Source organism: Sphingomonas sp. PAMC 26621 (genome assembly GCF_000251145.1).
Classification (GTDB): Bacteria; Pseudomonadota; Alphaproteobacteria; order Sphingomonadales; family Sphingomonadaceae; genus Sphingomonas.
This window is the reverse complement of sequence record NZ_AIDW01000012.1, coordinates 1-22,563: the sequence shown is the minus strand read 5'-3', so window position 1 is coordinate 22,563 and position 22,563 is coordinate 1. Positions and strand designations below refer to the sequence as shown.

Genomic DNA, 22,563 nt, shown 5'->3' with positions numbered 1-22,563 from the left:
TGTTATCCCAAATGTCGGCGCTTGTTACCGTATCTCGGTATCGCGTCAAAACTGTCGCAACAGGTCACATCAAGGGACAAACCGCTTGGGATTGGGCGAGGTAACGGAGGCCGCACCACCGTCGATCGTCCGGGGGCCACCGCCGTCCGCCTCCGCCTACCGGAGCGACACCCAGGTCGGCGCATGGTCGCTCGCCTTTTCGCGAGCGCGATAGGCCTTGTCGACGCCCGCATCGATCAGCCGGTCAGCGGCGATCGGACTCAGCAGGAGGTGATCGATCCGGAAACCGGCGTCGCGCTGCCACGCGCCCGCCTGATAGTCCCAGAACGTCCACACCCCGCCCCCGGGGTGCCGCGTCCGCAGCGCGTCGGTCCACCCTTGCGCGATCAACGCGCGAAGCCCGCCACGGCTCTCGGGCTGCATCAGTGCATCCTCCTGCATCGCACGGACCGAATAGGTGTCGTCGTCATTGAGAATTACGTTGTAGTCGCCCGCCAGCACGACCGCGCGCTCCTCCGACAGCAGCGTGCGCGCGCGCGCCGCGAGGCGGTCGATCCAACGCAACTTGTAGTCGAACTTGGGCCCGGGGCGCGGGTTGCCGTTGGGAAGATAGATCGATGCGACGATCAGGTCGCCGATCTCGACCTCGAGATAGCGGCTGTGCTCGTCCTCGGGTTCCCCGTCGAGGCCGCGCTGGCGCTCGACCGGCTCGGCATCGCGCGCGAGGACCGCGACACCGTTCCAGCTTTTCTGACCATGCCACACGACGCCATAGCCCGCTGCGCGGATATCCGCCTCGGGAAAGGTCTCGTCGCTGGTCTTGAGTTCCTGCAGGCACACCACATCGGGTCGTTGCTCGGCGAGATATTCCAGCAAGCGCGGAAGCCGCGCCTTGATGCCGTTGATATTGTAAGTGACGATCTTCACGCACGCAGCCCCTGTTGGTCGGGGCGGACGTTACACCGAGAAGCTGGAACCGCAACCGCAACCCGAAGCGGCATTGGGGTTGGTCACGCGGAACGCCGCGCCGCCGAGTTCCTCGACATAATCCACCGCCGCGCCGCGGACGAGATCGAGGCTGACCGAATCGACCACCAGCATGACGCCGTCCAGTTCCGCGACGGTGTCGTCGGATTCGATCGCATCGGCAAAGCCAAACCGATACTGGAACCCCGAACACCCGCCCCCATCGACCGCAAGCCGCAGGATGGCGGGCTTGCCCTGTTTCGCCGCGATCGTGGCGACGCGGGCGGCTGCCGAGGGAGTCAGCGCGATTTCGGGTGCGAGTACTGTGGCCATTCGCAGAAGATAAGCCTTCGCGGTCGCATCGGCAACCGCGGCTCGACTCAGTCTGCCGCGTCGGCTGCGGCCGGGCCACCAACCGAGACCGGGATCGCATGGATCGACTTGTCCTGCGCGGCAACGAGATAATCGGCAGTCTGGAGGAACGGCACCGGGTTCACCGCATGGCCGTCGATCCGGACTTCATAATGGAGATGTGGCCCGGTCGAACGCCCGGTCGACCCGAGCAAGGCGATCAGCTGACCACGATGAACGTGAGTGCCCGCCTCTACGAGAATCTTCGACAGATGCCCGTAGCGCGTCTGGATGCCCTTGCCATGATCGAGCTCGACCAGATTGCCGTAACCGCCCGCGCACTCGGCACGATCGACGACGCCGTCGGCGGTGGCGTAGACGGGGGTGCCCATCGGACCGGGAATGTCGACCCCGGCATGCATCGCGGCGGTCCCGCGGAACGGGTCGGAGCGGATCCCGTAGTTGCTGGTGTAGGCAAGATGCTCGACCGGCTGCGCCGAGGGAATCGCGATCACGCCCTGCTGGAGCGTATCGAGCTTTTTCCACGTCATGAACAACGACCGGAATTGCGTGTCGGCGCGCAGGTCGGCTTCTGCCGCTGAGCTGCTCGCGGCTTCGAACGGACCGCCCATTGCAACGCGCTGGCGCTTGACCAGCCGCTCGGGCGAAAGGCCGAGGCTGCGGACATGCGCGACGGTACGGTCGAGACGACGGTCGACGAGGCGGCGCACGTCACTTGCGGCGGCAAGCTGCTGCGCTTCGATCTTCTTGAGCGGCGCTACGACATCGGCAGCGACCGCGTCGGCTTTTGCGTCGACGATCGGGGTCGGCTGCGACAGCAGCGCGACGTCGGCCTTGCCGCCGACCGCAGCGACCAGAAGCGCCTGACGCTGATCGACGCGGACCGCATGCGCTTCGGCGGCAGCACGGATCGTCGCGATATCGCGCTGAAGCCGGGCGACGCTGAGCCGCATCTGCGCGACCTTGATTTCGGGGGACTGCGGGGCGGCGACGATCCCGGTCATCGTCGCGGCGCCGACGGCAGCCTGCGCGACGCCATACGCCGAGAAGCACATCGTGACGCCGGCGACAGAGGCGGCAACCGCCTGCGCCTTTGCGCCGATCCGGAACCGCTTGAGGTTGCGGCCATCGTGCAGGATGAAGTCGCGGGTCTTGAAATAGGTCCCGACGCGGGTTGCGAACCGCGCGGCAGACGCAATCGAAAATACGTTCGTTTTCATTGGACCCCGACGACCATATGCGGTTGTCGGACAACCCGACGCGCGCTTGTATTCGACCAGTCTCAGCCCCCGAAACTGGCCGATGCTGTTTTGAGGGAACTTTTCGTCGTACGGCAAGTCACGTACGCCCCGGCCGCGTCGAACCGGACCGTCGCTACGGCGAGTCGTTGAATTGGGTGCCGAGGGGCGCGTTAACCACGCGAATCGGCTCTAGAGCGCGCGTGCGGCCTCAAGCACCTGATCGACATGGCCGGGCACGCGGACCTTGCGCCACGCCCGCACCAGCACGCCCGCGGAATCGAACAGGAAGGTCGATCGGTCGATCCCCAAATAGGCCTTTCCGTAGAGCTTTTTCTCGATCCACACGCCCGCGGCTTCGAGGGTTTCGTCACTGTCGGCGGACGCCAGCGGCACGGTAAGATCGTATTTCGCGGTGAACTTGCGATGTTTCTCGGGCGTGTCGCGCGATACCCCAAGTACCGCTACGCCAAGCCGCTCGAATTCGGGATAGGCCGCGCTGAACCCCTGCGCCTCGCGGGTGCACCCCGAGGTGTCGTCCTTGGGGTAAAAGTACAGCACGAACGGCTTGCCGAGATAGCGTTGCAGATCGATCCGTTCGCCGTCCGGCCCGGTCAGATCGATCTTCGGGAGTTTCGCGCCTTCCACCAATGCCGTCATGCCCCGTCCCCTTCCGCCTGCGCCAGCCCCTCTGCCTGCGCCAACCAATCCGCCACGTCCTGCCGCGTGGTTTCGAGCGATGCAACCACCTCCCCCCAATCCGCCATGTGCAACGCCCCCGCGATCAGCGCCTGTGTTGCCGGCCCGGGCGGCTCGGCGGTCGGCGCGACGAGCCGGAGCGTGACCAGCAACCGCCCGAGCAGGCGATACGCCGCCGCCATCCCGGCCGGCGCGAGGTTCGCCGCGATCAACGCATCGATCGCGCGGTTGAGACTGGGGTCGAGCCCGACGCCGCTCCCGAGCTGGACGATGTGGACCGCGAATTCCAGGTCGACCAGACCACCCGGCAACAGCTTGGCATCGAGCGGCCCGAGCGGCGGCTTGTGGCGCGCCATCTCGCCCCGCATCGCGCGCGCGTCCGCCGGCACGTCGCGCTCCGGGCGATCCCCTCGCAACACCCCCCGAATGATCGCGTCGACTGCCGCGCGCGCCGCGGGGGCGCCGAACACCGGGCGGGCGCGGGTCAGCGCCATATGTTCCCACGTCCACGCCTGCTCGCGCTGATATTTGGCGAACCCCTCGACCGAGACGGTCAGCGGCCCCTGCGTCCCCGACGGGCGCAGCCGCGTGTCGATCTCGTACAGCGGCCCCGACGCGGTCGGGACCGACAGCGCCGCGCTCACCCGTTGCGCGAGCCGGTTGTAATAGAGCACCGCGCCGAGCGGCTTGCGCCCGTCGGATTCAGCCAGATAATCGCCGGTAAAAAGATAGATGAGGTCAAGGTCCGAGGCATGCGTCAACGCGCCGCCGCCCAGTCGCCCGAGCGCGAGGATCACCAGCTCACTCCCCGGGACCACACCGTGCGCGACCGCGAACTCGGCGATCGTCGCCGCCGCCAGCACGCCGATCGCCGCCTCGGCGACCCGCGCATAGCCAGCCGACACGTCGAGCGGATCCGCCACCGCCGCGACGATCTGCGTCCCCAGCGCAAAACGCTTCTCGCCGACCACGCGGCGAACGTGATCGAGCTGCGCCTGGTAATCCTCGCCACCCGCCATCTCGCGCATCAGCGCAGGGACATCGCCGACTGGATCGAGCGCGCTCGCGTCGATCAGCCCGTCTAACAGCTCGGGCCGCCCCGCGAGATCTTCCGCCAGCGTCACCGCGTGGCTGAGGATCAGCGCAAGCAACCGTGCCAGCGCCGGCCGCGCCTCGAGCAATCGGAAGAAATTGACCGCGCTGGTCAGCCGCGCCAGCATCCGGTCGAGCCGTACGATCGCACCAAGCGGATCGGGCGCGGTCCCCAGCGCCGCGATCAACGGCGGCAGCACCGCCTCCAGCGCCGCGCGCGCGGCGGGGCTGCGCAGCGCCGGATAACTTCCGCCGCGCCATTGTTCGATCCGTTGAACGGCGACGGTCGGGTCGCCGAACCCCGCCGCGCCAAGTTGCTCCGCCAGCGTCTCGCGGTCGAACGACAGCGTATCCCCCGAGTCGGGATCAAGCCCGTCATAGGTCCGCGCGGTGGTCGCAACCGGCGGAGCCAGCAACGCAAGCAAGGCATCCCCGTCGGCCACGCCGTGCAGCCGGGCAACGCCATCAAGCAATGCGCCGCTCGGCAATTGATGCGTCTGGCGATCCTCGATCATCTGCACGCGGTGTTCGATCGTGCGGAACAGCGTGTAGGCAGCGGACAATCGCTCGGCTTCGTCCGAATCGACCCACCCCGCCGCCGCGAGCGCTGCAAGCGCATCCCGGGTTGCAGGCACGCGGAGCGCCGGGTCGCGTCCGCCGTGGATCAACTGGTGGATCTGCGCGAAGAACTCGACCTCGCGGATGCCGCCACGGCCGCGCTTGAGATCGAACCCCGGGCCGAACACCTGCCCCTGCGCGTAATGGTCGCGAATGCGCCGGGAAATGCCGCGGATTTCACCGATTGCGCCGAAATCGAGCGCGCGCCGCCATACGAACGGCGCCACGGCGGCAAGAAACCGCTCGCCCAGCGCACGATCCCCCGCAGCCGCGCGGGCGCGGATGAACGCTGCGCGCTCCCACGGCAGCGCAAGCGATTCGTAATAGGAAATCGCCGCATCGACCGACAGCGCGATCGGCGTGACTTCGGGAGAGGGACGCAGCCGCAGATCGACGCGGAGGACATACCCGTCGCCGTCGCGGGCCTGCAGCAGTTCGACGACGCGCCGCGCGATCCGTACCGCAGCGGCTTCGGGTGCCTCGCCCTTGCGGCACGGCAGGGTGTGCGGGTCGAAGATCAGGATCGGATCGATGTCCGACGAATAATTGAGCTCGTGACTTCCCTGTTTGCCCAGCGCGATCGCCGCGAAGCCGACCGGAGCCGCGTCCGGCGTCCGCTCGGCAATGGCGGTGATGATCGCGGTATGCAGTGCGAAGTCGGCAAAGTCCGAAAGCGCCCGCGTGACGGTGGTCAGATCTTCGACCCCGGCCAGATCGCCGATCGCGATCCGGAGTGCGAGGCGGCGTCTCATGAGGCGCAACCGCTGCGCCGTCGGGAGAGGCTCGAGATCGATCGTGAGATCACGCAGCGACGGAAGTTGCCCCTGGGCCAATGCCGCCGCGAGTCGGGGTTCCCGGTCGAGCAAGTGCGCAAGGAACGGCGCATTGCCGCGCGCACGATGCACCGCAGAAATAACCCTCTGTTCGAAAGCCATACACCAATTGCCTCGCAACTAATACGGCCGATCAAAACCTAAATCGGGCAACGATCCGGCGAGTCGAACGTTGTCTCTATATGCCGATGCATTTTGTCATAAAAACGGATCCTCCGTCACACGCACAGTTCGTCGTCGGTGCGCCGCATCGAACTGATGCGCTGAGCGCTACGCTGAAGACGGCGTATCTCCCCGAACCTGACTACCCAACGGAAATCGAGCGACTTTTATCTGCGCTTGAAACCGTCCCTGGGGTTCCGGAGAAACCGGTAATCAGGATCTACGGTCGCGACTGAGGTCGTCGACCTCTCCCATGATCGTATCGAGCGCGCTCATGCCCGGCTCGTTGGAATGAGTCCTGCGCGATGGCAGCAAGTTGTTGCCCATCACTGCCTCTAGCGCAACACGACCGCGCGCCACACGACTCTTGATCGTTCCTACCGCGACACCACAGATCTCAGCGGCTTCCTCATAGGCAAAACCACCCGCACCGACCAGAATCAGCGCTTCGCGCTGCGGCTGCGGGAGGTGCAACAACGCGCGCTGCATATCGCCGAGCTCGACGTGCTTGTCCTGGCTTGCCGGTGCCGCGAGGATCCGATCCGCGACCAGATCATCCCACTCGCCCTTGAAGCGCGCACGTCGCATCTGCGAAAGATACAGGTTGCGGAGAATGATGAAGGTCCACGCGCGCATGTTCGTGCCGGCCTGGAACCGTTGGCGAGCAGCCCATGCCTTCATCAAGGTTTCCTGGACGAGATCATCTGCAAGATCGCGATTACCCGAAAGCGAGCGACCGAACGCGCGCAGATGCGGAATGACCTGCGCGAGTTCCTTCTTGAATTCGGGGTCGGACAGCGCGACGTGTTCGACGACGGGTGCGTCGTCCTGAGATTCGTCCTGGTCGATCGCGTCGGTCATGAAATCCTGTCTCGCAGCGGCACACGCCACACATGGGTATGAGTCAACGCAAAGTCCATCAAGGGCCGTGCGAATGAACCTGTCGTCAGATCGTTAGCGATTGAAAACCAGCAAAATGATGGCGAACAGGACGATCACGAGAACGAGCGAGATGCCAAGGACATAACGCGTGACGTGGGGCGTCGCCCCGGCTCTCGCATCGTCCCGATCAATCCTGATCTTTTCCCTGTCGGCCACCAAAGCCCCCAATCTCGTTCTGTTTCCGTATCGTATGGAACCCACAACCGACGGACCCGGCAATGGGTTCCCGACGTGGTCGGCGAACCCATTGCAGCCTGGCGGCTCAGATCGCGGGAACGGTCGTCTGGTCGAAGAACAGCGCCTGGGCGATCGCGGCCTTCACGGTCGAACGCTGGAACGGCTTGGTGATGAGGAAGGTCGGCTCGGGACGCTCGCCCGTGAGAAGGCGTTCCGGGAAGGCGGTGATGAAGATGACCGGGACTTCGAACTGGGCAAGGATGTCCTTGACCGCGTCGATCCCCGAGCTGTCGTCCGCCAACTGGATATCGGCGAGCACCAGACCCGGGCGATCCTCCATCGCCAGCGCAACCGCCTCGTCCCGCGTGACCGCGACACCCGTGACGTCATGCCCGAGATCGCGCACGATCGTTTCGATGTCCATTGCGATGATCGGCTCGTCCTCGATGATAAGGACTCGCGCACGAGTCTGCTTTTCGATTTCGGTCAACGCCTCTGCAACCAATGAGTCCACTTCCTCGGGCTCCACCTCAATGAGATAGGCCGCATCCTCTGGCGTGAAGCCTTCCATCGCGGTCAGCAACAACGCCTGCCGCGACAGCGGCGTCATCCGCGCGAGACGGGCCCGCGCAATCGCCTCCTGCCCGTCGCCATCGCCGGCGCTCATGTTTTCGGGGGTCTCGTCGTAGTTGGTCGAGGTCCAGATCGCATGGAACATGCGATACAGGCCGAGCCGGGGGTCGACGTCCTTCGGAAATTCCTCGGGTGCCGCGACGATTGCTTCCAGCGTCGCACGCACATAGCGGTCGCCATGCGTCTGGCTGCCGGTCAACGCCCGGCCGTAACGACGCAGGAAGGGTAGATGGGGGGCGAGTTGCTGTCCAAGCGACATGGCTGTCGGGATCTCCATGATGGGTCGGTCGGGTGGGCTTGTGGAAGCGCCCCCCGGCATATGCAACGCGTTTTCTGGTCTCGAGACAGTCGAAACTTAAAATCGCATCGAACGCGGAACAATCAAACCGCTATTTGGTTTCATCCCCCAATCGGGGTCGGTGCATTCTTTGTGCCCCAACCGTCGAAGCCGGATTGTTACGGCAGCATTTTGACTCTATCCGGTAGGCGGATCTCAGGGGGATGGCATTGCGTTCGGGCGACGACTCTTCGAAAAAACCGGAAATGGCGACTGCGCCAAAGTCCGGAAGGCCCGGTGCCGCTGCTTCGGTTCAGAACAAGGACCGGGACATGGGTGCCGCGCTGCGCACCGTGTATCAACGCACGGTCGAAGAAGCGATTCCGTCCGAGATGCTCGATCTCCTCGGCAAGCTAGACTGAGCCTGCGGTGACCGACATCGCGGGCGACCTCTCCCCCGCGCGGACAGGCCGAAAGATCGACCGTGTTCCGACCGGCGCGAAGGTCTTTTTCATTCTCAGCGCAGCGTTGCTGCCGCTGGCGATAATTGCCTTTTTCGCGACGCTTCGTACCGCCGAACTTGCCGACGAGGCCACGCGCGCCCAGATGCGGCTGACGACGACGGAAAGCGCCCGCAAGCTCGCAATCGAGCTGATCGGCGACATGACCGCGCTGCGTGTGTCGCTCAACGCGCTCGAACTCGATTCTGGCGATGCGCCGAGTTGCGCGCGCGCACAGGGCGTCTTTGCGCCGCAGTTGAGCGCGGGGACGCGTTTCGCGATCACGGACCAGCAAGGTCGGATCATTTGCGGAGCCCCGCTGCCAGTGTCTTCCCCGGCCGCGCCACCCAGCATGGACGGCCCAGTGACGGGACGGCTCTACCCAGGCCGCGGGCTAACGCTCGCGACGACGAGCAGTTCGGGCCGCACCCGGGCTGCCGCCTACTTCCCCGCAGCCGTTCTGAACGCGGTCGCCGCACCCAGCGCTTATGCGCAGGCCTATGAGGCCGAACTGGTCCTCGACCGCAAGACGCTGACGTTGCAATCGCTCCCCCGCCAGACTCCGCTCGAGCGGCGCACCTCGCTCTCGATGCCAATCGGGGTCGACGACATCGCGCTGGTCACCCGCACACCGGCCGCGCCGATCACGTCGCCGGTGCTGATCGCGTTGATCCTGCCTATCGTGATGTGGGCAGCCGCTGCCGGGATCGGCTGGTTCGTGGTCGACCGTCTCCTGATCCGATCGCTCCGCCAGTTGCGCTCGCGTGTCGCATTGTTCGTGCCGGGCGAGGAGATCGATCCCGGCGTGATGCACGCATTGCCGGCGCAGGAAATCCGGGAACTGGGCGAAACCTTCCGCGCGATCAGCCGGACCGTCGCGGAGCATGAGGCGGGGCTTGCAGAGGGGCTCGTGCGCCAGACGCGGTTGACGCGCGAAGTGCACCACCGCGTGAAGAACAACCTCCAGGTCATTTCCAGCCTCATCAACTTCCACGCGCGCGCGGCGCGGAGCCGGGAGGCGGCGGATGCCTACGCCTCGATCCAGCGCCGGGTCGATGCGCTGGCAGTGGTGCATCGCAATCATTTCGCCGAGATCGAAGAGAATCGTGGGCTGCAGTTGCGCTCGGTCATCGGAGAGCTCGCCGCAAACATCCGCGCCACCGCGCCGGAAGAGGCGCAGCTAAGCGTGATCTTGGAAATCGCGCCATTCCTGGCCAATCAGGATATCGCGATTGCGATCGCCTTTCTGATCACCGAGATCGTCGAGCTCGCCATCAACGTCAATCCGACGACGCAGGTTCGGATATCGGTCTCGCCGGATCCGTCCGACCAACGCGCGCTGCTGCGGATCAATTCGCCGTCGCTGATCGATGATGACCGGATGCGCACGCTGGTTGCGGAACGATATGGTCGCGTGATCGAGGGGCTTTCACGGCAGCTCCGGTCCAAGCTGCATTACGATCCGCTGGTCGGTGCCTATGAAATTTCGGTGGCTATCACCGGTCGCGACTAATTCTTCCCCAGCGACAAAAAAATACGGGGCCGTTGCGTTTCTCTGGAACCAGATTGGCGGGAAGCCGTTTTCATCTTCGGATAGCGAATTTATGCCCCCCCCGCTCTCGCTATCCGCAACATGGGCCCGGTCGCGCTTACCCCTCCCCCCCCGGTGGCGCGTCCGGGCCCAATTCCCCCCTTCACACCGTTGATCGCAACTTCCACCGATTCTGTTCGGGAGGCGGAACGAACATCCATGCCGATCATTCCGTTCCCAGGCATCCGGCCATGGGTCGGGAGCTTGTGATCAAAGGAGGTTCCAATGCGTAAGGTTCTCAGTCTCGCCCTCATCGCCAGCGCAGTTCTGGTCAGCGCCTGCAACACCGTCGAAGGCGTCGGCAAAGACGTGAAGTCGGCCGGCAGCACGGTCGCCAAGACGGCAGACAGCGCCAAGTAAGCGCTGCCACCGGAAACGGCGAAGGCCGCCCCCGCAGTTGCAGGGGCGGCCTTTCTTATGTCCCGGTCTTAGGGGTTGAGCAAACCGACCAGCGCCCCATCCATCCGTGTCGAGCGATGGTATGGCTGGATGCTCAAATACCGCCGCCGCGCGATCAGCTCTCGACGAGTTCCGTCGCGGCCGCCTTCTTCCGGCCGCGCTCCGAGAACCAGATTGCGATCAGCGCGAGTTCGTACAGCAGCACCAACGGCACCGCGAGCATGATCATCGACCCGGCGTCTGGCGGCGCGAGCACGAGCGCCAGCGCAAAGCACCCGACCACTGCGTAGCGGCGTCCGGCAACAAGCTGCTTCCGCGTCACCAGGCCGGCGCGCTCGACGATCATCAGCAGCACCGGCATCAGGAAGGCGATGCCGAACCCAAACAGGAACTGCATGATGAAATCGAGATAGCTCGCGACCGACGTCAGCGCCTCCTGATGCACACCACCCAGATTGCCCTGGAAACTCAACAGGAAGTGCAACGCCGCCGGTACTGCGACGAAATACGCCATCGACGCGCCCATCGCGAACAGGATCGGCGTCGCGATCAGGAACGGCAACAGCGCCCGCTTCTCCTGCCGGTACAGGCCCGGTGCGACGAACTGCCACAATTGGTTGGCGATGACCGGAAACGAGATCATCAGCGCCGAGAACAACGCGATCTTGAGCTGCACGAAAAAGCCGTCGAACACGCCGATCGTCACGATCTTGGTCTGGCCGGCCTTGAGCAGCGGCTGGACCAGCAACGTGAAAATATCTCGCGAAAAGGTGTAGGTCAGCAGGATCGCGACGAACACGGTGGCGAGGCAGAAGAACAGCCGACGTCGCAACTCGATCAAGTGATCGAGCAACGGGGCACGGCTGGCTTCGAGATCGTCGATCGGGGCGTTCATGGCCGATCCGCCTGATGCCGTGGCTCAGGCGCGACGGCAGTATGCGGGCTTGTCGGCTCCGGGGCGGGACTCGGCGCCTGCGGACCGACGGCATCGGCATCGCTATCGTGCCCCGCGGGCGGCGGCGTGATCGCCGGTTGCGCGACGGTCTCGGGCGCAGCCTGATCGTCGGGGTGTGTAGCCGACACCGTATCGACCGCGGGCAGCATCTGCACCGGGGTCGGCGGATGCTCGCGCATGATCCGCTCGTTCTCCGCCGCCCACTTCTTCTCCATCTCGTGGAGCTCCGCCTCGCGCAGCATCGAATCAAAGCCGGATCGGAATTGCGTGGCAACCCCGCGCACCCGGCCGATCCAATAGCCTGCGCTCCGCATCGCCTTGGGCAGGTCCTTGGGCGGGATGACGAGCAACGCTACGACCCCCAATATGATCACCTCGGACGATGCGACGTCGAACATGCGGCTACCGGTCCGAAATCAGGCTTCGCGGTCGCGCACGCGATTGCCGTCGCGGTCGAACACGGGGTCCGCCGCCGCCTTGGCTTCGATCCGGCTCGGCTCACGGCCGGGCTCGTCTTCTTCGGCCATGCCCTTCTTGAACTGCTTGATGCCCTTGGCGACGTCACCCATCATGCTGGAGAAGCGACCGCCGCCCAGTACGAGGATGGCGATGACGCCGAAAATGAGCCAGTGCACAAGGCTGAAACCACCCATGGTCAATCTCCTAGGAATTCATTCTATCTAGTCTTCATCATACGCGTTTGCCACCTCCATAGTTTCAAACGCGAGATCGACCGGGTCGAGCAGCCCCGCCGCACGGAGATCGTCGATCCCCGGCAGGTCGCGGCGGCTGGCCAGCCCGAAGTGCGCGAGAAACGCGGCGGTGGTGGCGTAAAGCAACGGCCGGCCAGGCACTTCGCTCCGACCGGCGGGGCGGATCCAGCCTGCTTCCATCAGCACGTCGAGCGTCCCCTTGGAGATCTGCACCCCGCGAATCGCCTCGATTTCCGCGCGCGTCGCGGGTTCGTGATAGGCGATGATCGCAAGCGTCTCGATCCCTGCGCGGCTGAGCTTGCGCGGTTCCTCATGCGTCCGGCGGAGCAGATGCGCCATGTCGGCGGCGGTCTGGAAATGCCAGCGGTCGCCACGCCGGACGAGTTCGATCCCGCGATCCGCGTAATCCGCCTGCAAGGTAGCCAGCGCCGGACGCACGTCGACGCCGCCGAGATGCGTGCGGATCGCGTCGGCGGTCATCGGCTCGGTCGCGGCGAACAGGATCGCCTCGACTGCACGGACGGTTGCATCGGGCGGTGTCATGCCGCCCCCGCCTGGATCGCGCGGATATAGAGTGGTGCGAAGGGCGATTGCTGCCGCAGTTCGACCTTCCCCTGCTTTGCGAGTTCGAGCGCCGCGAGGAAGGAGGACGCGAGTGCGGATTTGCGGAACAGGCCGCTCGCATTCGGCGGCAGGAAAGTCTCGATCACGCTCCAGTCGATCTGCGTGCCGACCAGTCGCGACACGCGTGCGAGCGCTGCCTCCAGCGTCATGACCGGGCGATGCGCGACGATATGCATAACAGGCCGGGTCCGCGCAGTAATGACACCATAAGCCGAGATCAGGTCGTAGATTTCCGCCTGCCACAAGGCCTTGCGCTGCGTGCGCAGGCCCTCGGGCGCGCCGCGCGGGAACACGTCGCGGCCGATCCGATCGCGCGCGACCAGTCGCGCACCCGCCTCGCGCATCGCACTCAGCCGTTCGAGCCGGAGCTGCAACCGCAGCGCGAGTTCCTCGGGAGACGGTTCGACCTCGGGGTCACGCGGCAGTAGCAACGCCGATTTGAGATAGGCGAGCCACGCCGCCATCACGAGATAATCCGCCGCGAGCTCGAGCGCGGCATCGGCTTCCTCGATGAACCGCAGATACTGGTCAACCAAAGCGAGGATCGAAATCTGTTTGAGATCGACCTTCTGGTTCCGCGCGAGCGCGAGCAGCAGGTCGAGCGGACCTTCCCAGCCTTCGATGTCGAGCGTCAGGATTTCGGGCGTGTCGGTCATGCGTCGGCGGCACGCTACCAAATTCGCGCGTGGAGGGGGAGCGGCTTGTCGTGTGGTCGGCGAAGGACGAGGTGATGGGTTCCCGTAACCCCGGCGAAGGCCGGAGCCTTTGCGAAACCTTTACCCAGCGTCATCCTGAACTCGTTTCAGGGTCCACCGCGGACCAAGTCCGGTCCGTGCCAGCTGCACGGTGGATGCTGAAACGAGTTCAGCATTACGGCGGTTGAGGTCGGCGTGAGTGAGCCCCCTCACACCAGCGCCAGCAACGCATCCCGCTTGGCGATCAGCGCGGCCATGTCCCCCTCAGGCTCCACCCCCGCAATCGTCGCCATCGCGCGGTCGAGCCGGTGGCGCGAGACCGCCGCCATTTCGCCCAGCCGTCCGGCGATTTCGACCATCTCGTCCATCCGCGCCCAGCAATCGAGCACGACGTCGCACCCTGCCGCAATCGCCCCTGCGGCCTTGTCGCCGGCGCTGCCCGACAGCGCCTTCATGTCGATATCGTCGGTCATCAACAGCCCGTCGAACCCGATCCGCTGACGGATGACCTGCTCGATGATCACCGGCGACAGCGTCGCGGGCCGGTCCCGGTCCCACGCCTCGAACACGATGTGCGAGGTCATCCCCATCGGCGCGCCGTTGAGACGGCGGAACGGCTGGAGATCGACCTCGAGGTCCGCGTCCGACGCGGTGACGGTCGGCAGGTGATAATGCGTGTCGAGCCGTGCCCGCCCGTGCCCCGGCATGTGCTTGACCACACCGACCACGCCCGCCGCGCGCAACCCGTCGAGGATCGCGCGCCCCATCGCCGCGACGCGCAGCGGCTCGGACCCGAGCGCGCGCGAGGTGATTGCCTCGGTCGTATCGGGTTGCGCGACATCGAGCAGCGGCAGGCAGTCGACCGTGATGCCGACCTCCGCCAGCATCAGCCCGATCGCCTGCGCATTCGCCTTGGCCGCCTCGATCGCCGAAATCGGCGCGATATCGTACAAGGCGTCGAACACCGGGCCTGCCGGAAATTCTGGCCATTCGGGCGCCCGCATGCGCGCGACGCGCCCCCCCTCCTGGTCGATCAGGATCGGAAGATCGCTTCGCCCGGACAGGTTGCGCAAACTGTCGGTCAGCGCGCGGAGCTGCGCGCGGTCGGCGATGTTGCGCTTGAACAGAATGTAGCCGACCGGGTCCGCCTCGGCGAAAAACGCGCGCTCGTCGGGGGTAAGGGCGAGGCCGGACAGGCCGAAGATAACGGGCTTCATCCCCGCTCCCTATCGTCCCCCGCGCCCCGCGTCACCCCGACGGGTTCAGATCCGCGGAACGAAGCACGCCTGCCCCGCGGCTGCGAGCTTCGCGCACAGGCTCGTCGCCTGCGCAGTGCTCCCGGCGTTCACGCGCAACCGATAGACGGTTCGCCCGCCGACCTGCGCCATCTGCACCGACTTGCCGAGCGGCGCGACGAAGGCGTTGCGCTTGACGACCGTCGCCCATCCCGCATTGGCTTCGGCCTCGCTATCGAACGACCCGAGCTGAACGACCGACCCGCCGGACGTTCGAGTAGCCCCCGTCGCCTGCGGCAGCGCCGAAATCGCCTTGCTCGACCCGGCATCGATCTTGGGCGGCGCAACCTTCTTCCCCGCAATCGGGGTCTCGGGGGCGGCGGCCATGTCGATCGAGGCGTTGCCGGTCCCCGCGCCATTGCTGGTCGCGATCGCGGTATCGCCCTCGCCCTCGACGATCATCCCGCCGGGCTCGGTCGGGCGGACCTTATAGGGCCCGGCCGGCGCTGCGATCAGCGCGCCGTTGCCATTGATCCCGCGATGCGTGTCCCAGTAGCGATAGCCGAGGATCGCGATCGCGACGACCAGCAGCACGATCACGATCAGCAGCACGATGCGAACGACCGGCGTACCGCCCTCATTCTCCTCCTCGACCGTTTCGAGCCAGGGAAGCCGTTCGCTGTCGCGCAAGTCCCGATCGCCAATCGCCATCAATTCATCTCCTGGACCGCCTGCACCCCCATGATGCCTAGCCCGTTGCGGATAATCTGCCCGATCCCTTCCGCCAAGAACAGCCGGGCGCACGTCACGCCCGGATTGTCCGCAAGCAGGAAACGCCGGTCCGGGCGATCATTACCGACATTCCATAGCGCATGGAGCGATGCAGCCAAGTCATAGAGATAAAACGCAATTCTATGTGGCTCGCGCGCGGCTGCAGCCGTGTCGACGATGCGCGGGAACTGTGCCGCAAGCTTCACCAGCGCAAGGTCCTCCGTATCAAGCCGGGACAGGTCGACCGTATCGCACGCGATCCCCGCCTCGGTCGCGCGGCGATGCAGCGACGCGATCCGCGCGTGGGCGTAATTGACGTAGAAGACGGGGTTGTCCTTCGACGCCTCGACCACCTTGGCGAAGTCGAAGTCCATCTGCGCGTCGGCCTTGCGGGTCAGCATGGTGAAGCGGACGACGTCCTTGCCGACCTCGTTCACGACATCCGCAAGCGTGACGAAATTGCCCGCGCGCTTGGACATCTTGATCGGCTCGCCGTTGCGCATCAGCCGCACCATCTGGACGAGCTTGACGTCGAACCGCGTCTTGCCCCCGGTCAGCGCCTGCACCGCCGCGACGATCCGCTTGACCGTCCCCGCATGGTCGGCACCCCAGATGTCGATCAGCGCGTCGGCGGTCTGCGCCTTCTGGTAATGATAAGCGAGATCCGCGCCGAAATAGGTCCACTGCCCGTTCGACTTCTTGATCGGGCGATCCTGATCGTCGCCGAACTGGGTCGAGCGGAACAGCGGCAGCATGACCGGCTCCCAATCCTCGAGCTCCTGCCCCTTGGGCGCTTCGAGCATCCCGTCATAGATGAGGCCCCGCGCGCGCAGGTCGTGCTCGGCCGCCTCGGGCTTGCCCGCCGCCTGCAATTCCGCCTCGGACGAGAAAAGGTCGTGATGGATGCCGAGCTGCGCGAGATCCGTCTTGATCAGCACGAGCATCGCCGCGACCGCGCGGGTGCGGAACAGCACGAGCCAGTCGCCCTCGGGCTTGCCGACATAAGCATCGCCGATTTCGGTCGCGAGCATCTGCCCGACGGGGACGAGATAGTCACCCGGATACAGTCCCTCGGGGATCTCGACCGTCTCGCCGAGCGCCTCGCGGTAGCGCAGGTGGACCGAGCGCGCGAGCACGTCGACCTGCCCGCCCGCGTCATTGACGTAATATTCGCGGATGACCTTGTGGCCAGCGAACTCGAGCAACGCGGCGAGCGCATCGCCCACGACCGCGCCGCGGCAATGCCCCATGTGCATCGGCCCCGTCGGGTTGGCCGAGACGTACTCGATGTTGACCGTCGTCCCCGCGCCCCGGGTCGACCGGCCGTAATCGCCGCCCGCATCGTGGATCGCGGACAATTCGGTCCGCCACGTGTCGTCGGTCAGCGTCATGTTGATGAAGCCCGGCCCCGCGACCGACACGCTCGAGACCTCGTCGAGCGCCTCGAGATGCGCGGCGATCTTCTCGGCCAGCGCGCGCGGGTTGGTCTTGGCGGGCTTGGCCAGCACCATCGCGGCGTTGGTCGCCAGATCGCCATGCGTGATGTCGCGCGGCGGCTCCACCGTCACGTTCGCGCGCGACAGGTCGCCGGGCAGATCGCCCGCGGCGACGAGAGCATCGAGCGCCGCATCGATGTGCGCGGCGAAACGGGTGTAGAGGGTCATTGGGGTCGTCCGGTGGTGTCTGCGAGCGCGTCCCCTAGCGGATGTGCAAGGCGGCTTCAAATCACCTTCGTTCCTCCCCGTCACGGGGAGGATCAAGCGGCGCCATATCAATGGTTGCGTCTGCTGCGACACCTTGCCTACCATCGCGCCAACATCCTGACGAAAGGTCGCCCATGCATTCCAAGTCGCTCCTGCTCGCCGCCACTGCGGCGCTGATCGCGATCACCCCCGCGGTAGCACAGGACAAGATGGCGGCGCCCGCCGGTGGCGACATTCCCAAGAGCTTTACCCCGCCCGAAACCGGCCGCGACTATGTGAAGCGCGAAGCGATGATCCCGATGCGCGACGGGACCAAGCTCTACACCGTGATCGTCTACGCCAAGGGCCTGACCAACGCGCCGATCGTGCTGACGCGCACGCCGTACAACGCCAAGGGCCGCGCCAACCGGACCGACAGCACGAGCGAACTGTCGACGCTGCCGCTCGCCGACGAGATGTTCGTGCGAGGCGGCTACATTCGCGTCTATCAGGACATTCGCGGCAAATACGGGTCGGAGGGCGACTATGTCGTGACGCGCCCGGTGATCGGCCCGCTCAACAGCACCAAGGTCGATCACACCACCGACGCCTATGACACGATCACTGGCTGGTGAACAAGGCGAACCTGCCGCAGTCCAATGGACGCGTCGGGATGATCGGCTCGTCCTACGAGGGCTTTACCGTCGCGATGGCGCTGCTCCACCCGCATCCCGCGCTCAAGGTCGCGGCACCGCAGAGCCCGATGGTCGACGGCTGGATGGGCGACGACTGGTTCCATTATGGCGCATTCCGCTTGCCCAACATTGGCTGGCTCGGGTCGCAGACGGGCTACAAGGGCGCGGGCACGGCCCCCCCTTCGGGCGGCTATGACGATTACGACAACTTCCGCACCATTTCGGCGGGGGATTGGGCAAAGCGGTCCGGCTACGACCAGCTTCCCTATTGGAACCGCATGGTCCAGCATCCGGCGTATGACGGCTTCTGGTCGGGCCAGGCGCTCGACACGCTGCTCGCCGCCAGCCCTTCGAACGTGCCCACCTTGTGGGAGCAGGGCCTGTGGGATCACGAGGACATGTGGGGCGGGATCCACGCCTATGAGGCGCTGGTCAAGGCGGGCCACCAGTCGAACAACTATCTGGTGATGGGCCCGTGGCGGCACAGCCAGGTCAACCGCGAAGGCAGATCGCTCGGCCCGCTGACCTGGAACGGCGACACCGCGCAGCAATATCGCGAGAACATGGTCCTGCCCTTCTTCAACCAGTATCTGAAGGACGGCCCCGCGGTCACCCTGCCCGCCGCGGCGATCTACAATACCGGCGCAAACCATTGGGACAATTTCCCGAAATGGCCGCTGTCCTGCGACAAGGGCTGCGACACCGCGCTGACGCCGCTGTATCTCCAGGCCGACAAGGGCCTCGGCTTCCAGCGTGCGGCGAACGGCGGGGACAGCTATGTCTCCGATCCCGCCAACCCCGTCCCGTACCTGCCGCGCCCAATCAATTTCGAGGATGGCCGCTGGGGCGAATGGCTCGTGTCCGACCAGCGCTCGGTCGACGGCCGCACCGACGTGATGAGCTATTCGACCCCGGTTCTTACCAAGACCGTCAAGGTCTCCGGCGTACCGTGGGCGGACATCTTCGCCAAGACGACCGGGTCCGACGGCGACGTCGTGGTCAAGCTGATCGACGTCTATCCCGACGAGGTCGCGAGCAACCCCAAGATGGGCGGCTATCAGCTCGCGATCAGCCTCGACATCTTCCGCGGCCGCTACCGCGACAGCTTCGCGAAGCCGACCGCGATCCCGGCGAACAAGACGCAGGAATATCGCTTCCGCCTGCCCGCGGTGAACCACGAATTCCTGCCGGGCCACAAGATCATGGTGCAGGTGCAGTCGTCGCTGTTCCCGGTCTATGATCGCAACCCGCAGACCTTCGTCCCCAACATCTTCCTGGCGAAGCCCGGCGATTACAAGAAGGCGACCGTCACGATCCAGCACGGCAGCGTCGGCGCGAGCGCGGTGCTGCTGCCGGTGGTGGCACAGTAGGCGCCCGTGGTGCTTTTTCCCGGGGACAGGCGCCAGTCCCACCACTCGCCGTCACCCTGAACTCGTTTCAGGGTCCACCGCGCCACAACGGCTGGCTGCCCGAGCGGAGAGGTGGATGCTGAAACAAGTTCAGCATGACGGCATGCTTGCGGAGCCGTATTGCGCCACCGCTACACCAGCCCTGCCACCGCCGCCGTCCCCTTGGACGACGGAAACAGCGCCGCCATCGCCTTCGCCGGTTCCACCCCGAAATGCCCCGCGACCGCACCGCCGATGAACGCATCGAGTTGCAGCGTCGGCCGCAGATCCCGCCCCTCGAACAGCGCAGTAGGCGCAAGCCCCGGCCAGTCCGCCAGCACCCGCCCGCCGCGCACCGCGCCGCCGAGCAGCATCGCGGAACTTCCGGTCCCGTGATCGGTCCCGCCCGTCCCGTTGACCGCGACGGTCCGCCCGAACTCGGTCGCGACCAGCACCAGCGTATCGCTCCACAACGGCCCGAGCCCGGTCTGGAGCGCGCCGATCATCGCATCGAGCCCCTTCAACTGCGCACTCAACCGCCCGCGCTGCCCGGTGTGCGTATCCCAGCCACCGGTTTCGATCATCGCGATCCGCGCGCCGTTCGCGGGCGCCATCAGCCGTGCGGCGAGCGCGCCGGTCGCGGCAGCATTCGCCCCGCCCCCCGCCGCCAGGTCGCCCGTCAACGCGCGGGTGCCCATCGCCTCGTTCCACAAGGCATGAAGCTGGCTGTCCCCCTCGTACAGCATCGACACGCGCTGCATCAGGTCATCCGACGCCTGTGGCAGGCTCGACGGCGCGTAGGAGGACACGTCTTGCGCCCCGCGCAGCGCAAGCGGGACGGTAGCGGATACCGCAATCGCCTTCGCCTGGGTCGGCGGCAACACGCCGAGCAGCCGGTTCATCCAGCCGTCCTTGAGCTGATACGCCCCGGTCCCACCGCTCTCGAGCACGTTCTGCCCGTCAAAATGCGACCGGTCGCGATACGGCGAGGCGACCGCATGCGCGACCAGCGCCTGTTTCTGGCCATACAGCGCCTTCACGCTCGTCATCGCGGGATGCAGCGCGAACATCGAATCCAACTTCGGCGCGCTGGCGAAATCGGTCGCCAGATCGCCACGTGCGCCCACGAAGGCCGGGTCGCCGACGGGTGCGACGATCCCCAGCCCATCCGCCGCGCCGCGCTGGATGATGAAGACGAACCGCTTGTCGGTCTCCGCCTTGGCGAAGGCCATGCGCGGGCTGAGCGCGGCGAACACGGCACCGGCGACACCGGCACCAAGAAACGAACGACGATCGTACATGGCGATTACCTCCGCAGGAATTCGGGTGTGACGAGCAGCAAGGCGAGCGCCTGCGCCGGGCTCTCGCAATTGGCGAGTGCGGCCTGCGTCGCGGGGCTGACCGCACCGGGCAGCACCTTGGGCGCCAGCGCGCGCGCATCGACATTCGCCGCACGCGACGCGAACCGTTCCGCCGCCTCGACGCGGCGCAGCACCGCGTCGGGCCCGGCCCAGCTCGCGGCGATGTCGTCATAGCCGATCGGCTGCCCCGGCTTCCACGTCGGCTGCCCGAGCTGGTTGAGCAGCCCGACCATCGCCTGCGGGTCCGCGGTCTTGACGTTCAGTGCGCGCATCGCGGAAATCGTCCACTCCCACGGCGTCTTGAACTTGAGCGGCCGCTCGACCCACGCTTCGGGGGAGGCAATTAACGCGCGATAGACCGTCGGCAAATCCCCGCCCGACTCCAGGAACGCCGCCTGCAACCGAGCGACCAGCGCGGGTGGCGGCGTGTCGCCTGCGAAATGCCGCGCAAGCTTGGTCATCACATGCGTCGCGGTCGCGGGGGCGATCGACACGTCCTGCAACACCGCGCGCGCCTGCTCGACCCCGCCTGCGGGATAGCGCTTGCCCATGATCATGCGGTCGCCGGGTTCGTGGATCGGCGCGGCGAAGACGAAGTCGCCGGGCAAGCCATCCGTCCCGGCCGCAGCGGCCCCCGGTCCGCGCCCGATCCCGGCGACGGTCCAGCCGGTCATCGCGCGCGCGAACTCGGTGACGTCGGCCTGGCTATAGCCGGTCCGTACCCCCAGCGTATGCAGCTCGAGGATTTCGCGCGCGAGATTCTCGTTGAGCCCGACCTTGCGATTGCCGCGCGCGGCGATCTGGAGACCGCGCGGCGAATTGGGGCCGACTGACACCGCCTGATCGAGATACAGCAGCATCGCGGGATGCTGCTCGACCGCGACGAGCATGTCGCGAAACGTGCCGAGCACATGCGGCCGAATCGCCTCGGTCTCGAGCGTCCCCGACAGCCCGATCAGCTCAAGCTTGTCCGCCGACACCGCAAAATGGTTCGCCCAGAAATACACCAGCCGCTCGACGAACGGCGTCTCGGTGACGAGCGCATTGGTCGCGCGCGCGCCGACCGCCCCCGCATAATCGCCGCGCCCCGCGCGCTGCGCGAACTGGCGCGCCTGCTTCATCGCGTCGTCCTGCCCTGGCTTTACGGGCATGGGCGGCGCCAGTCCGGGCGCACCCGGTGCCTGCATCGGGCTGGCCGCGACCCTTGCGGGCATCTCCGGCCGATTGCCCTGCATCACCCGCATCGCGCGTTGCTGGCGGTAATAATCGGCAAGCCCGGCGGCGACCGTCGCGCTGGTCGGCGCCGCTGCGATCGGATCGGGATGCGGATCGTAGCTGGTAAGCTGCCGGGTCAGCCAGCCGAGTGGGTCCGCCGGGGTCGGCTGATCGCCGCGTGCGCCCAGACCGAACCGATTGAGCGCAATACTTGCCTTGGTCACAAACGCTGTCCCGATACGCGAGTCGATGCAGGCGTTCTGCGCGCGGATTGTCGCAAGATTATGCCCGCGCCGACGCGGAGCGTTCGCTTTGTGCAATCGCGGCGGCACGCTTTGCGCTTGGACATATGCTGCAGCGCAATAAGATGGTGAACAGCAAGCTAATACCAAGTCCCTCGGAGCCTGACTCAGCGCCGGGGATTCCCAAGTCGGTCATGATCTGATTCAACATCGCAAACGGTGGGAGGTTGGCGGTGGCATCAGCGGTTGGGCTAAGGGACGATTTCGACGGGTCTGGTCTTCGAAGGTTGGCGCGTTTGAGCGGTGACGCCAATCAGGTCCGGCGGCTGCTGGCGCTGGCGGTGATTTACGATGGTGGTGCGCGGCACGCGGCGGCACAGGTCGGCGGCGTTGGTTTGCAGACGGTTCGAGACTGGGTGCTGCGCTTCAATACCAGCGGGCCCGACGGCTTGCTCGACGGCAAAGCCCCCGGTCCCCGTCCAGTGCTT

Annotated in this window: 22 protein-coding genes and 1 pseudogene; 5 read left to right on the top strand and 18 right to left on the bottom strand. The window is 65.9% G+C overall.

The genetic code is table 11. The features are described from left to right. Positions 1-156: 156 nt before the first annotated feature. The 8 genes from xth to RI03_RS05215 form a co-directional block, all read right to left on the bottom strand. On the bottom strand, positions 157-927 hold the full coding sequence (gene xth, locus RI03_RS05250; RefSeq protein ID WP_010215721.1) for an exodeoxyribonuclease III: 771 nt from the start codon (positions 925-927) through the stop codon (positions 157-159). A gap of 30 nt (positions 928-957) precedes the next feature. Further along, a complete protein-coding gene (gene erpA / locus RI03_RS05245; RefSeq protein WP_010215719.1) occupies positions 958-1,299 on the bottom strand; it encodes an iron-sulfur cluster insertion protein ErpA in 342 nt (113 codons plus the stop codon). Positions 1,300-1,346: 47 nt separating this feature from the next. Continuing rightward, a complete protein-coding gene (locus RI03_RS05240; protein WP_010215717.1) occupies positions 1,347-2,558 on the bottom strand; it encodes a M23 family metallopeptidase in 1,212 nt (403 codons plus the stop codon). A gap of 210 nt (positions 2,559-2,768) precedes the next feature. Beyond that, positions 2,769-3,236, bottom strand: coding sequence for a peroxiredoxin (locus tag RI03_RS05235; RefSeq protein ID WP_010215715.1), 468 nt, complete (start codon positions 3,234-3,236; stop codon positions 2,769-2,771). Further along, a complete protein-coding gene (locus RI03_RS05230; protein ID WP_026046470.1) occupies positions 3,233-5,920 on the bottom strand; it encodes a DUF294 nucleotidyltransferase-like domain-containing protein in 2,688 nt (895 codons plus the stop codon). The genes RI03_RS05235 and RI03_RS05230 overlap by 4 nt, the downstream gene beginning before the upstream one ends. Positions 5,921-6,193: 273 nt before the next feature. Next, a complete protein-coding gene (locus tag RI03_RS05225; RefSeq protein ID WP_010215711.1) occupies positions 6,194-6,841 on the bottom strand; it encodes a sigma-70 family RNA polymerase sigma factor in 648 nt (215 codons plus the stop codon). Between the two features lie 93 nt (positions 6,842-6,934). Then, positions 6,935-7,078: a hypothetical protein gene (locus tag RI03_RS24000; RefSeq protein WP_170318344.1), complete on the bottom strand. Its 144-nt coding sequence runs from the start codon at positions 7,076-7,078 to the stop codon at positions 6,935-6,937. A gap of 106 nt (positions 7,079-7,184) precedes the next feature. After that, a complete protein-coding gene (locus RI03_RS05215) occupies positions 7,185-7,991 on the bottom strand; it encodes a response regulator (protein ID WP_010162727.1) in 807 nt (268 codons plus the stop codon). A gap of 242 nt (positions 7,992-8,233) precedes the next feature. On the opposite strand from RI03_RS05215, the gene RI03_RS23455 reads away from it, so the two are divergent. The 3 genes from RI03_RS23455 to RI03_RS05200 all read left to right on the top strand — a co-directional run bounded on the left by RI03_RS23455 (position 8,234) and on the right by RI03_RS05200 (position 10,460). Then, positions 8,234-8,431, top strand: a complete 198-nt coding sequence (locus RI03_RS23455; RefSeq protein WP_026046469.1) for a NepR family anti-sigma factor — start codon at positions 8,234-8,236, stop codon at positions 8,429-8,431. 7 nt (positions 8,432-8,438) lie between these two features. Next, positions 8,439-10,022 (top strand): sensor histidine kinase, encoded by a 1,584-nt coding sequence (locus RI03_RS05205; protein WP_010215709.1) that lies wholly within the window; start codon positions 8,439-8,441, stop codon positions 10,020-10,022. A 303-nt stretch (positions 10,023-10,325) separates the two neighbouring features. After that, on the top strand, positions 10,326-10,460 hold the full coding sequence (locus RI03_RS05200) for an entericidin A/B family lipoprotein (protein ID WP_010162724.1): 135 nt from the start codon (positions 10,326-10,328) through the stop codon (positions 10,458-10,460). 154 nt (positions 10,461-10,614) lie between these two features. On the opposite strand, the gene tatC is transcribed toward RI03_RS05200, so the two are convergent. The 8 genes from tatC to argS all read right to left on the bottom strand — a co-directional run bounded on the left by tatC (position 10,615) and on the right by argS (position 17,156). Further along, complete coding sequence (gene tatC, locus RI03_RS05195; RefSeq protein ID WP_010162723.1) at positions 10,615-11,394, bottom strand: twin-arginine translocase subunit TatC; 780 nt, start codon at positions 11,392-11,394, stop codon at positions 10,615-10,617. After that, positions 11,391-11,852 carry a translocase gene (locus tag RI03_RS05190; RefSeq protein ID WP_010215708.1) on the bottom strand — a complete coding sequence of 154 codons (462 nt, stop codon included), beginning with the start codon at positions 11,850-11,852 and terminating at the stop codon, positions 11,391-11,393. The genes tatC and RI03_RS05190 overlap by 4 nt, the downstream gene beginning before the upstream one ends. A gap of 18 nt (positions 11,853-11,870) precedes the next feature. Next, entirely contained in the window at positions 11,871-12,107 is a 237-nt protein-coding gene (locus RI03_RS05185) for a twin-arginine translocase TatA/TatE family subunit (RefSeq protein ID WP_010162721.1), read from the bottom strand. A 27-nt stretch (positions 12,108-12,134) separates the two neighbouring features. Further along, positions 12,135-12,710 (bottom strand): SMC-Scp complex subunit ScpB, encoded by a 576-nt coding sequence (gene scpB, locus RI03_RS05180; protein ID WP_010215707.1) that lies wholly within the window; start codon positions 12,708-12,710, stop codon positions 12,135-12,137. Further along, complete coding sequence (locus tag RI03_RS05175) at positions 12,707-13,447, bottom strand: segregation and condensation protein A (protein ID WP_010215706.1); 741 nt, start codon at positions 13,445-13,447, stop codon at positions 12,707-12,709. Before RI03_RS05175 ends, scpB begins: the two co-directional genes overlap by 4 nt. 248 nt (positions 13,448-13,695) lie before the next feature. Beyond that, positions 13,696-14,703, bottom strand: a complete 1,008-nt coding sequence (locus tag RI03_RS05170; protein ID WP_010215704.1) for a glycoside hydrolase family 3 N-terminal domain-containing protein — start codon at positions 14,701-14,703, stop codon at positions 13,696-13,698. A gap of 45 nt (positions 14,704-14,748) precedes the next feature. Further along, entirely contained in the window at positions 14,749-15,432 is a 684-nt protein-coding gene (locus RI03_RS05165; protein WP_010215703.1) for an SPOR domain-containing protein, read from the bottom strand. Further along, the gene (argS, locus tag RI03_RS05160; RefSeq protein ID WP_010215701.1) at positions 15,432-17,156 is read right to left on the bottom strand and encodes an arginine--tRNA ligase; all 1,725 of its coding nucleotides are present in this window, start codon (positions 17,154-17,156) and stop codon (positions 15,432-15,434) included. Before argS ends, RI03_RS05165 begins: the two co-directional genes overlap by 1 nt. Before the next feature lie 173 nt (positions 17,157-17,329). On the opposite strand from argS, the pseudogene RI03_RS05155 reads away from it, so the two are divergent. Further along, positions 17,330-19,239 (top strand): annotated as a pseudogene (locus RI03_RS05155) (CocE/NonD family hydrolase). Between the two features lie 170 nt (positions 19,240-19,409). Here the strand turns inward: RI03_RS05155 and RI03_RS05150 are convergent. Together RI03_RS05150 and RI03_RS05145 are read right to left on the bottom strand one after the other, a co-directional pair. Then, positions 19,410-20,558, bottom strand: a complete 1,149-nt coding sequence (locus RI03_RS05150) for a DUF1501 domain-containing protein (protein ID WP_010215700.1) — start codon at positions 20,556-20,558, stop codon at positions 19,410-19,412. A gap of 5 nt (positions 20,559-20,563) precedes the next feature. Then, the gene (locus RI03_RS05145) at positions 20,564-22,057 is read right to left on the bottom strand and encodes a DUF1800 domain-containing protein (RefSeq protein ID WP_026046468.1); all 1,494 of its coding nucleotides are present in this window, start codon (positions 22,055-22,057) and stop codon (positions 20,564-20,566) included. Positions 22,058-22,284: 227 nt separating this feature from the next. Between RI03_RS05145 and RI03_RS05140 the strand changes: the two genes are divergently transcribed. After that, positions 22,285-22,563 (top strand): helix-turn-helix domain-containing protein (locus tag RI03_RS05140; protein WP_443208547.1); only part of this gene is annotated, 279 nt, incomplete at its 3' end.

What these genes read in the sequence shown, in the direction of transcription:
- erpA (WP_010215719.1), bottom strand. Translation starts at nt 1,299, where the DNA reads ATGGCCACAGTACTCGCACCCGAAATCGCGCTGACTCCCTCGGCAGCC.
- RI03_RS05240 (WP_010215717.1), bottom strand. Translation starts at nt 2,558, where the DNA reads ATGAAAACGAACGTATTTTCGATTGCGTCTGCCGCGCGGTTCGCAACC.
- RI03_RS05235 (WP_010215715.1), bottom strand. Translation starts at nt 3,236, where the DNA reads ATGACGGCATTGGTGGAAGGCGCGAAACTCCCGAAGATCGATCTGACC.
- RI03_RS05230 (WP_026046470.1), bottom strand. Translation starts at nt 5,920, where the DNA reads ATGGCTTTCGAACAGAGGGTTATTTCTGCGGTGCATCGTGCGCGCGGC.
- RI03_RS05225 (WP_010215711.1), bottom strand. Translation starts at nt 6,841, where the DNA reads ATGACCGACGCGATCGACCAGGACGAATCTCAGGACGACGCACCCGTC.
- RI03_RS05215 (WP_010162727.1), bottom strand. Translation starts at nt 7,991, where the DNA reads ATGTCGCTTGGACAGCAACTCGCCCCCCATCTACCCTTCCTGCGTCGT.
- RI03_RS23455 (WP_026046469.1), top strand. Translation starts at nt 8,234, where the DNA reads ATGGCATTGCGTTCGGGCGACGACTCTTCGAAAAAACCGGAAATGGCG.
- RI03_RS05200 (WP_010162724.1), top strand. Translation starts at nt 10,326, where the DNA reads ATGCGTAAGGTTCTCAGTCTCGCCCTCATCGCCAGCGCAGTTCTGGTC.
- tatC (WP_010162723.1), bottom strand. Translation starts at nt 11,394, where the DNA reads ATGAACGCCCCGATCGACGATCTCGAAGCCAGCCGTGCCCCGTTGCTC.
- RI03_RS05190 (WP_010215708.1), bottom strand. Translation starts at nt 11,852, where the DNA reads ATGTTCGACGTCGCATCGTCCGAGGTGATCATATTGGGGGTCGTAGCG.
- RI03_RS05185 (WP_010162721.1), bottom strand. Translation starts at nt 12,107, where the DNA reads ATGGGTGGTTTCAGCCTTGTGCACTGGCTCATTTTCGGCGTCATCGCC.
- scpB (WP_010215707.1), bottom strand. Translation starts at nt 12,710, where the DNA reads ATGACACCGCCCGATGCAACCGTCCGTGCAGTCGAGGCGATCCTGTTC.
- RI03_RS05175 (WP_010215706.1), bottom strand. Translation starts at nt 13,447, where the DNA reads ATGACCGACACGCCCGAAATCCTGACGCTCGACATCGAAGGCTGGGAA.
- RI03_RS05170 (WP_010215704.1), bottom strand. Translation starts at nt 14,703, where the DNA reads ATGAAGCCCGTTATCTTCGGCCTGTCCGGCCTCGCCCTTACCCCCGAC.
- RI03_RS05165 (WP_010215703.1), bottom strand. Translation starts at nt 15,432, where the DNA reads ATGGCGATTGGCGATCGGGACTTGCGCGACAGCGAACGGCTTCCCTGG.
- argS (WP_010215701.1), bottom strand. Translation starts at nt 17,156, where the DNA reads ATGACCCTCTACACCCGTTTCGCCGCGCACATCGATGCGGCGCTCGAT.
- RI03_RS05150 (WP_010215700.1), bottom strand. Translation starts at nt 20,558, where the DNA reads ATGTACGATCGTCGTTCGTTTCTTGGTGCCGGTGTCGCCGGTGCCGTG.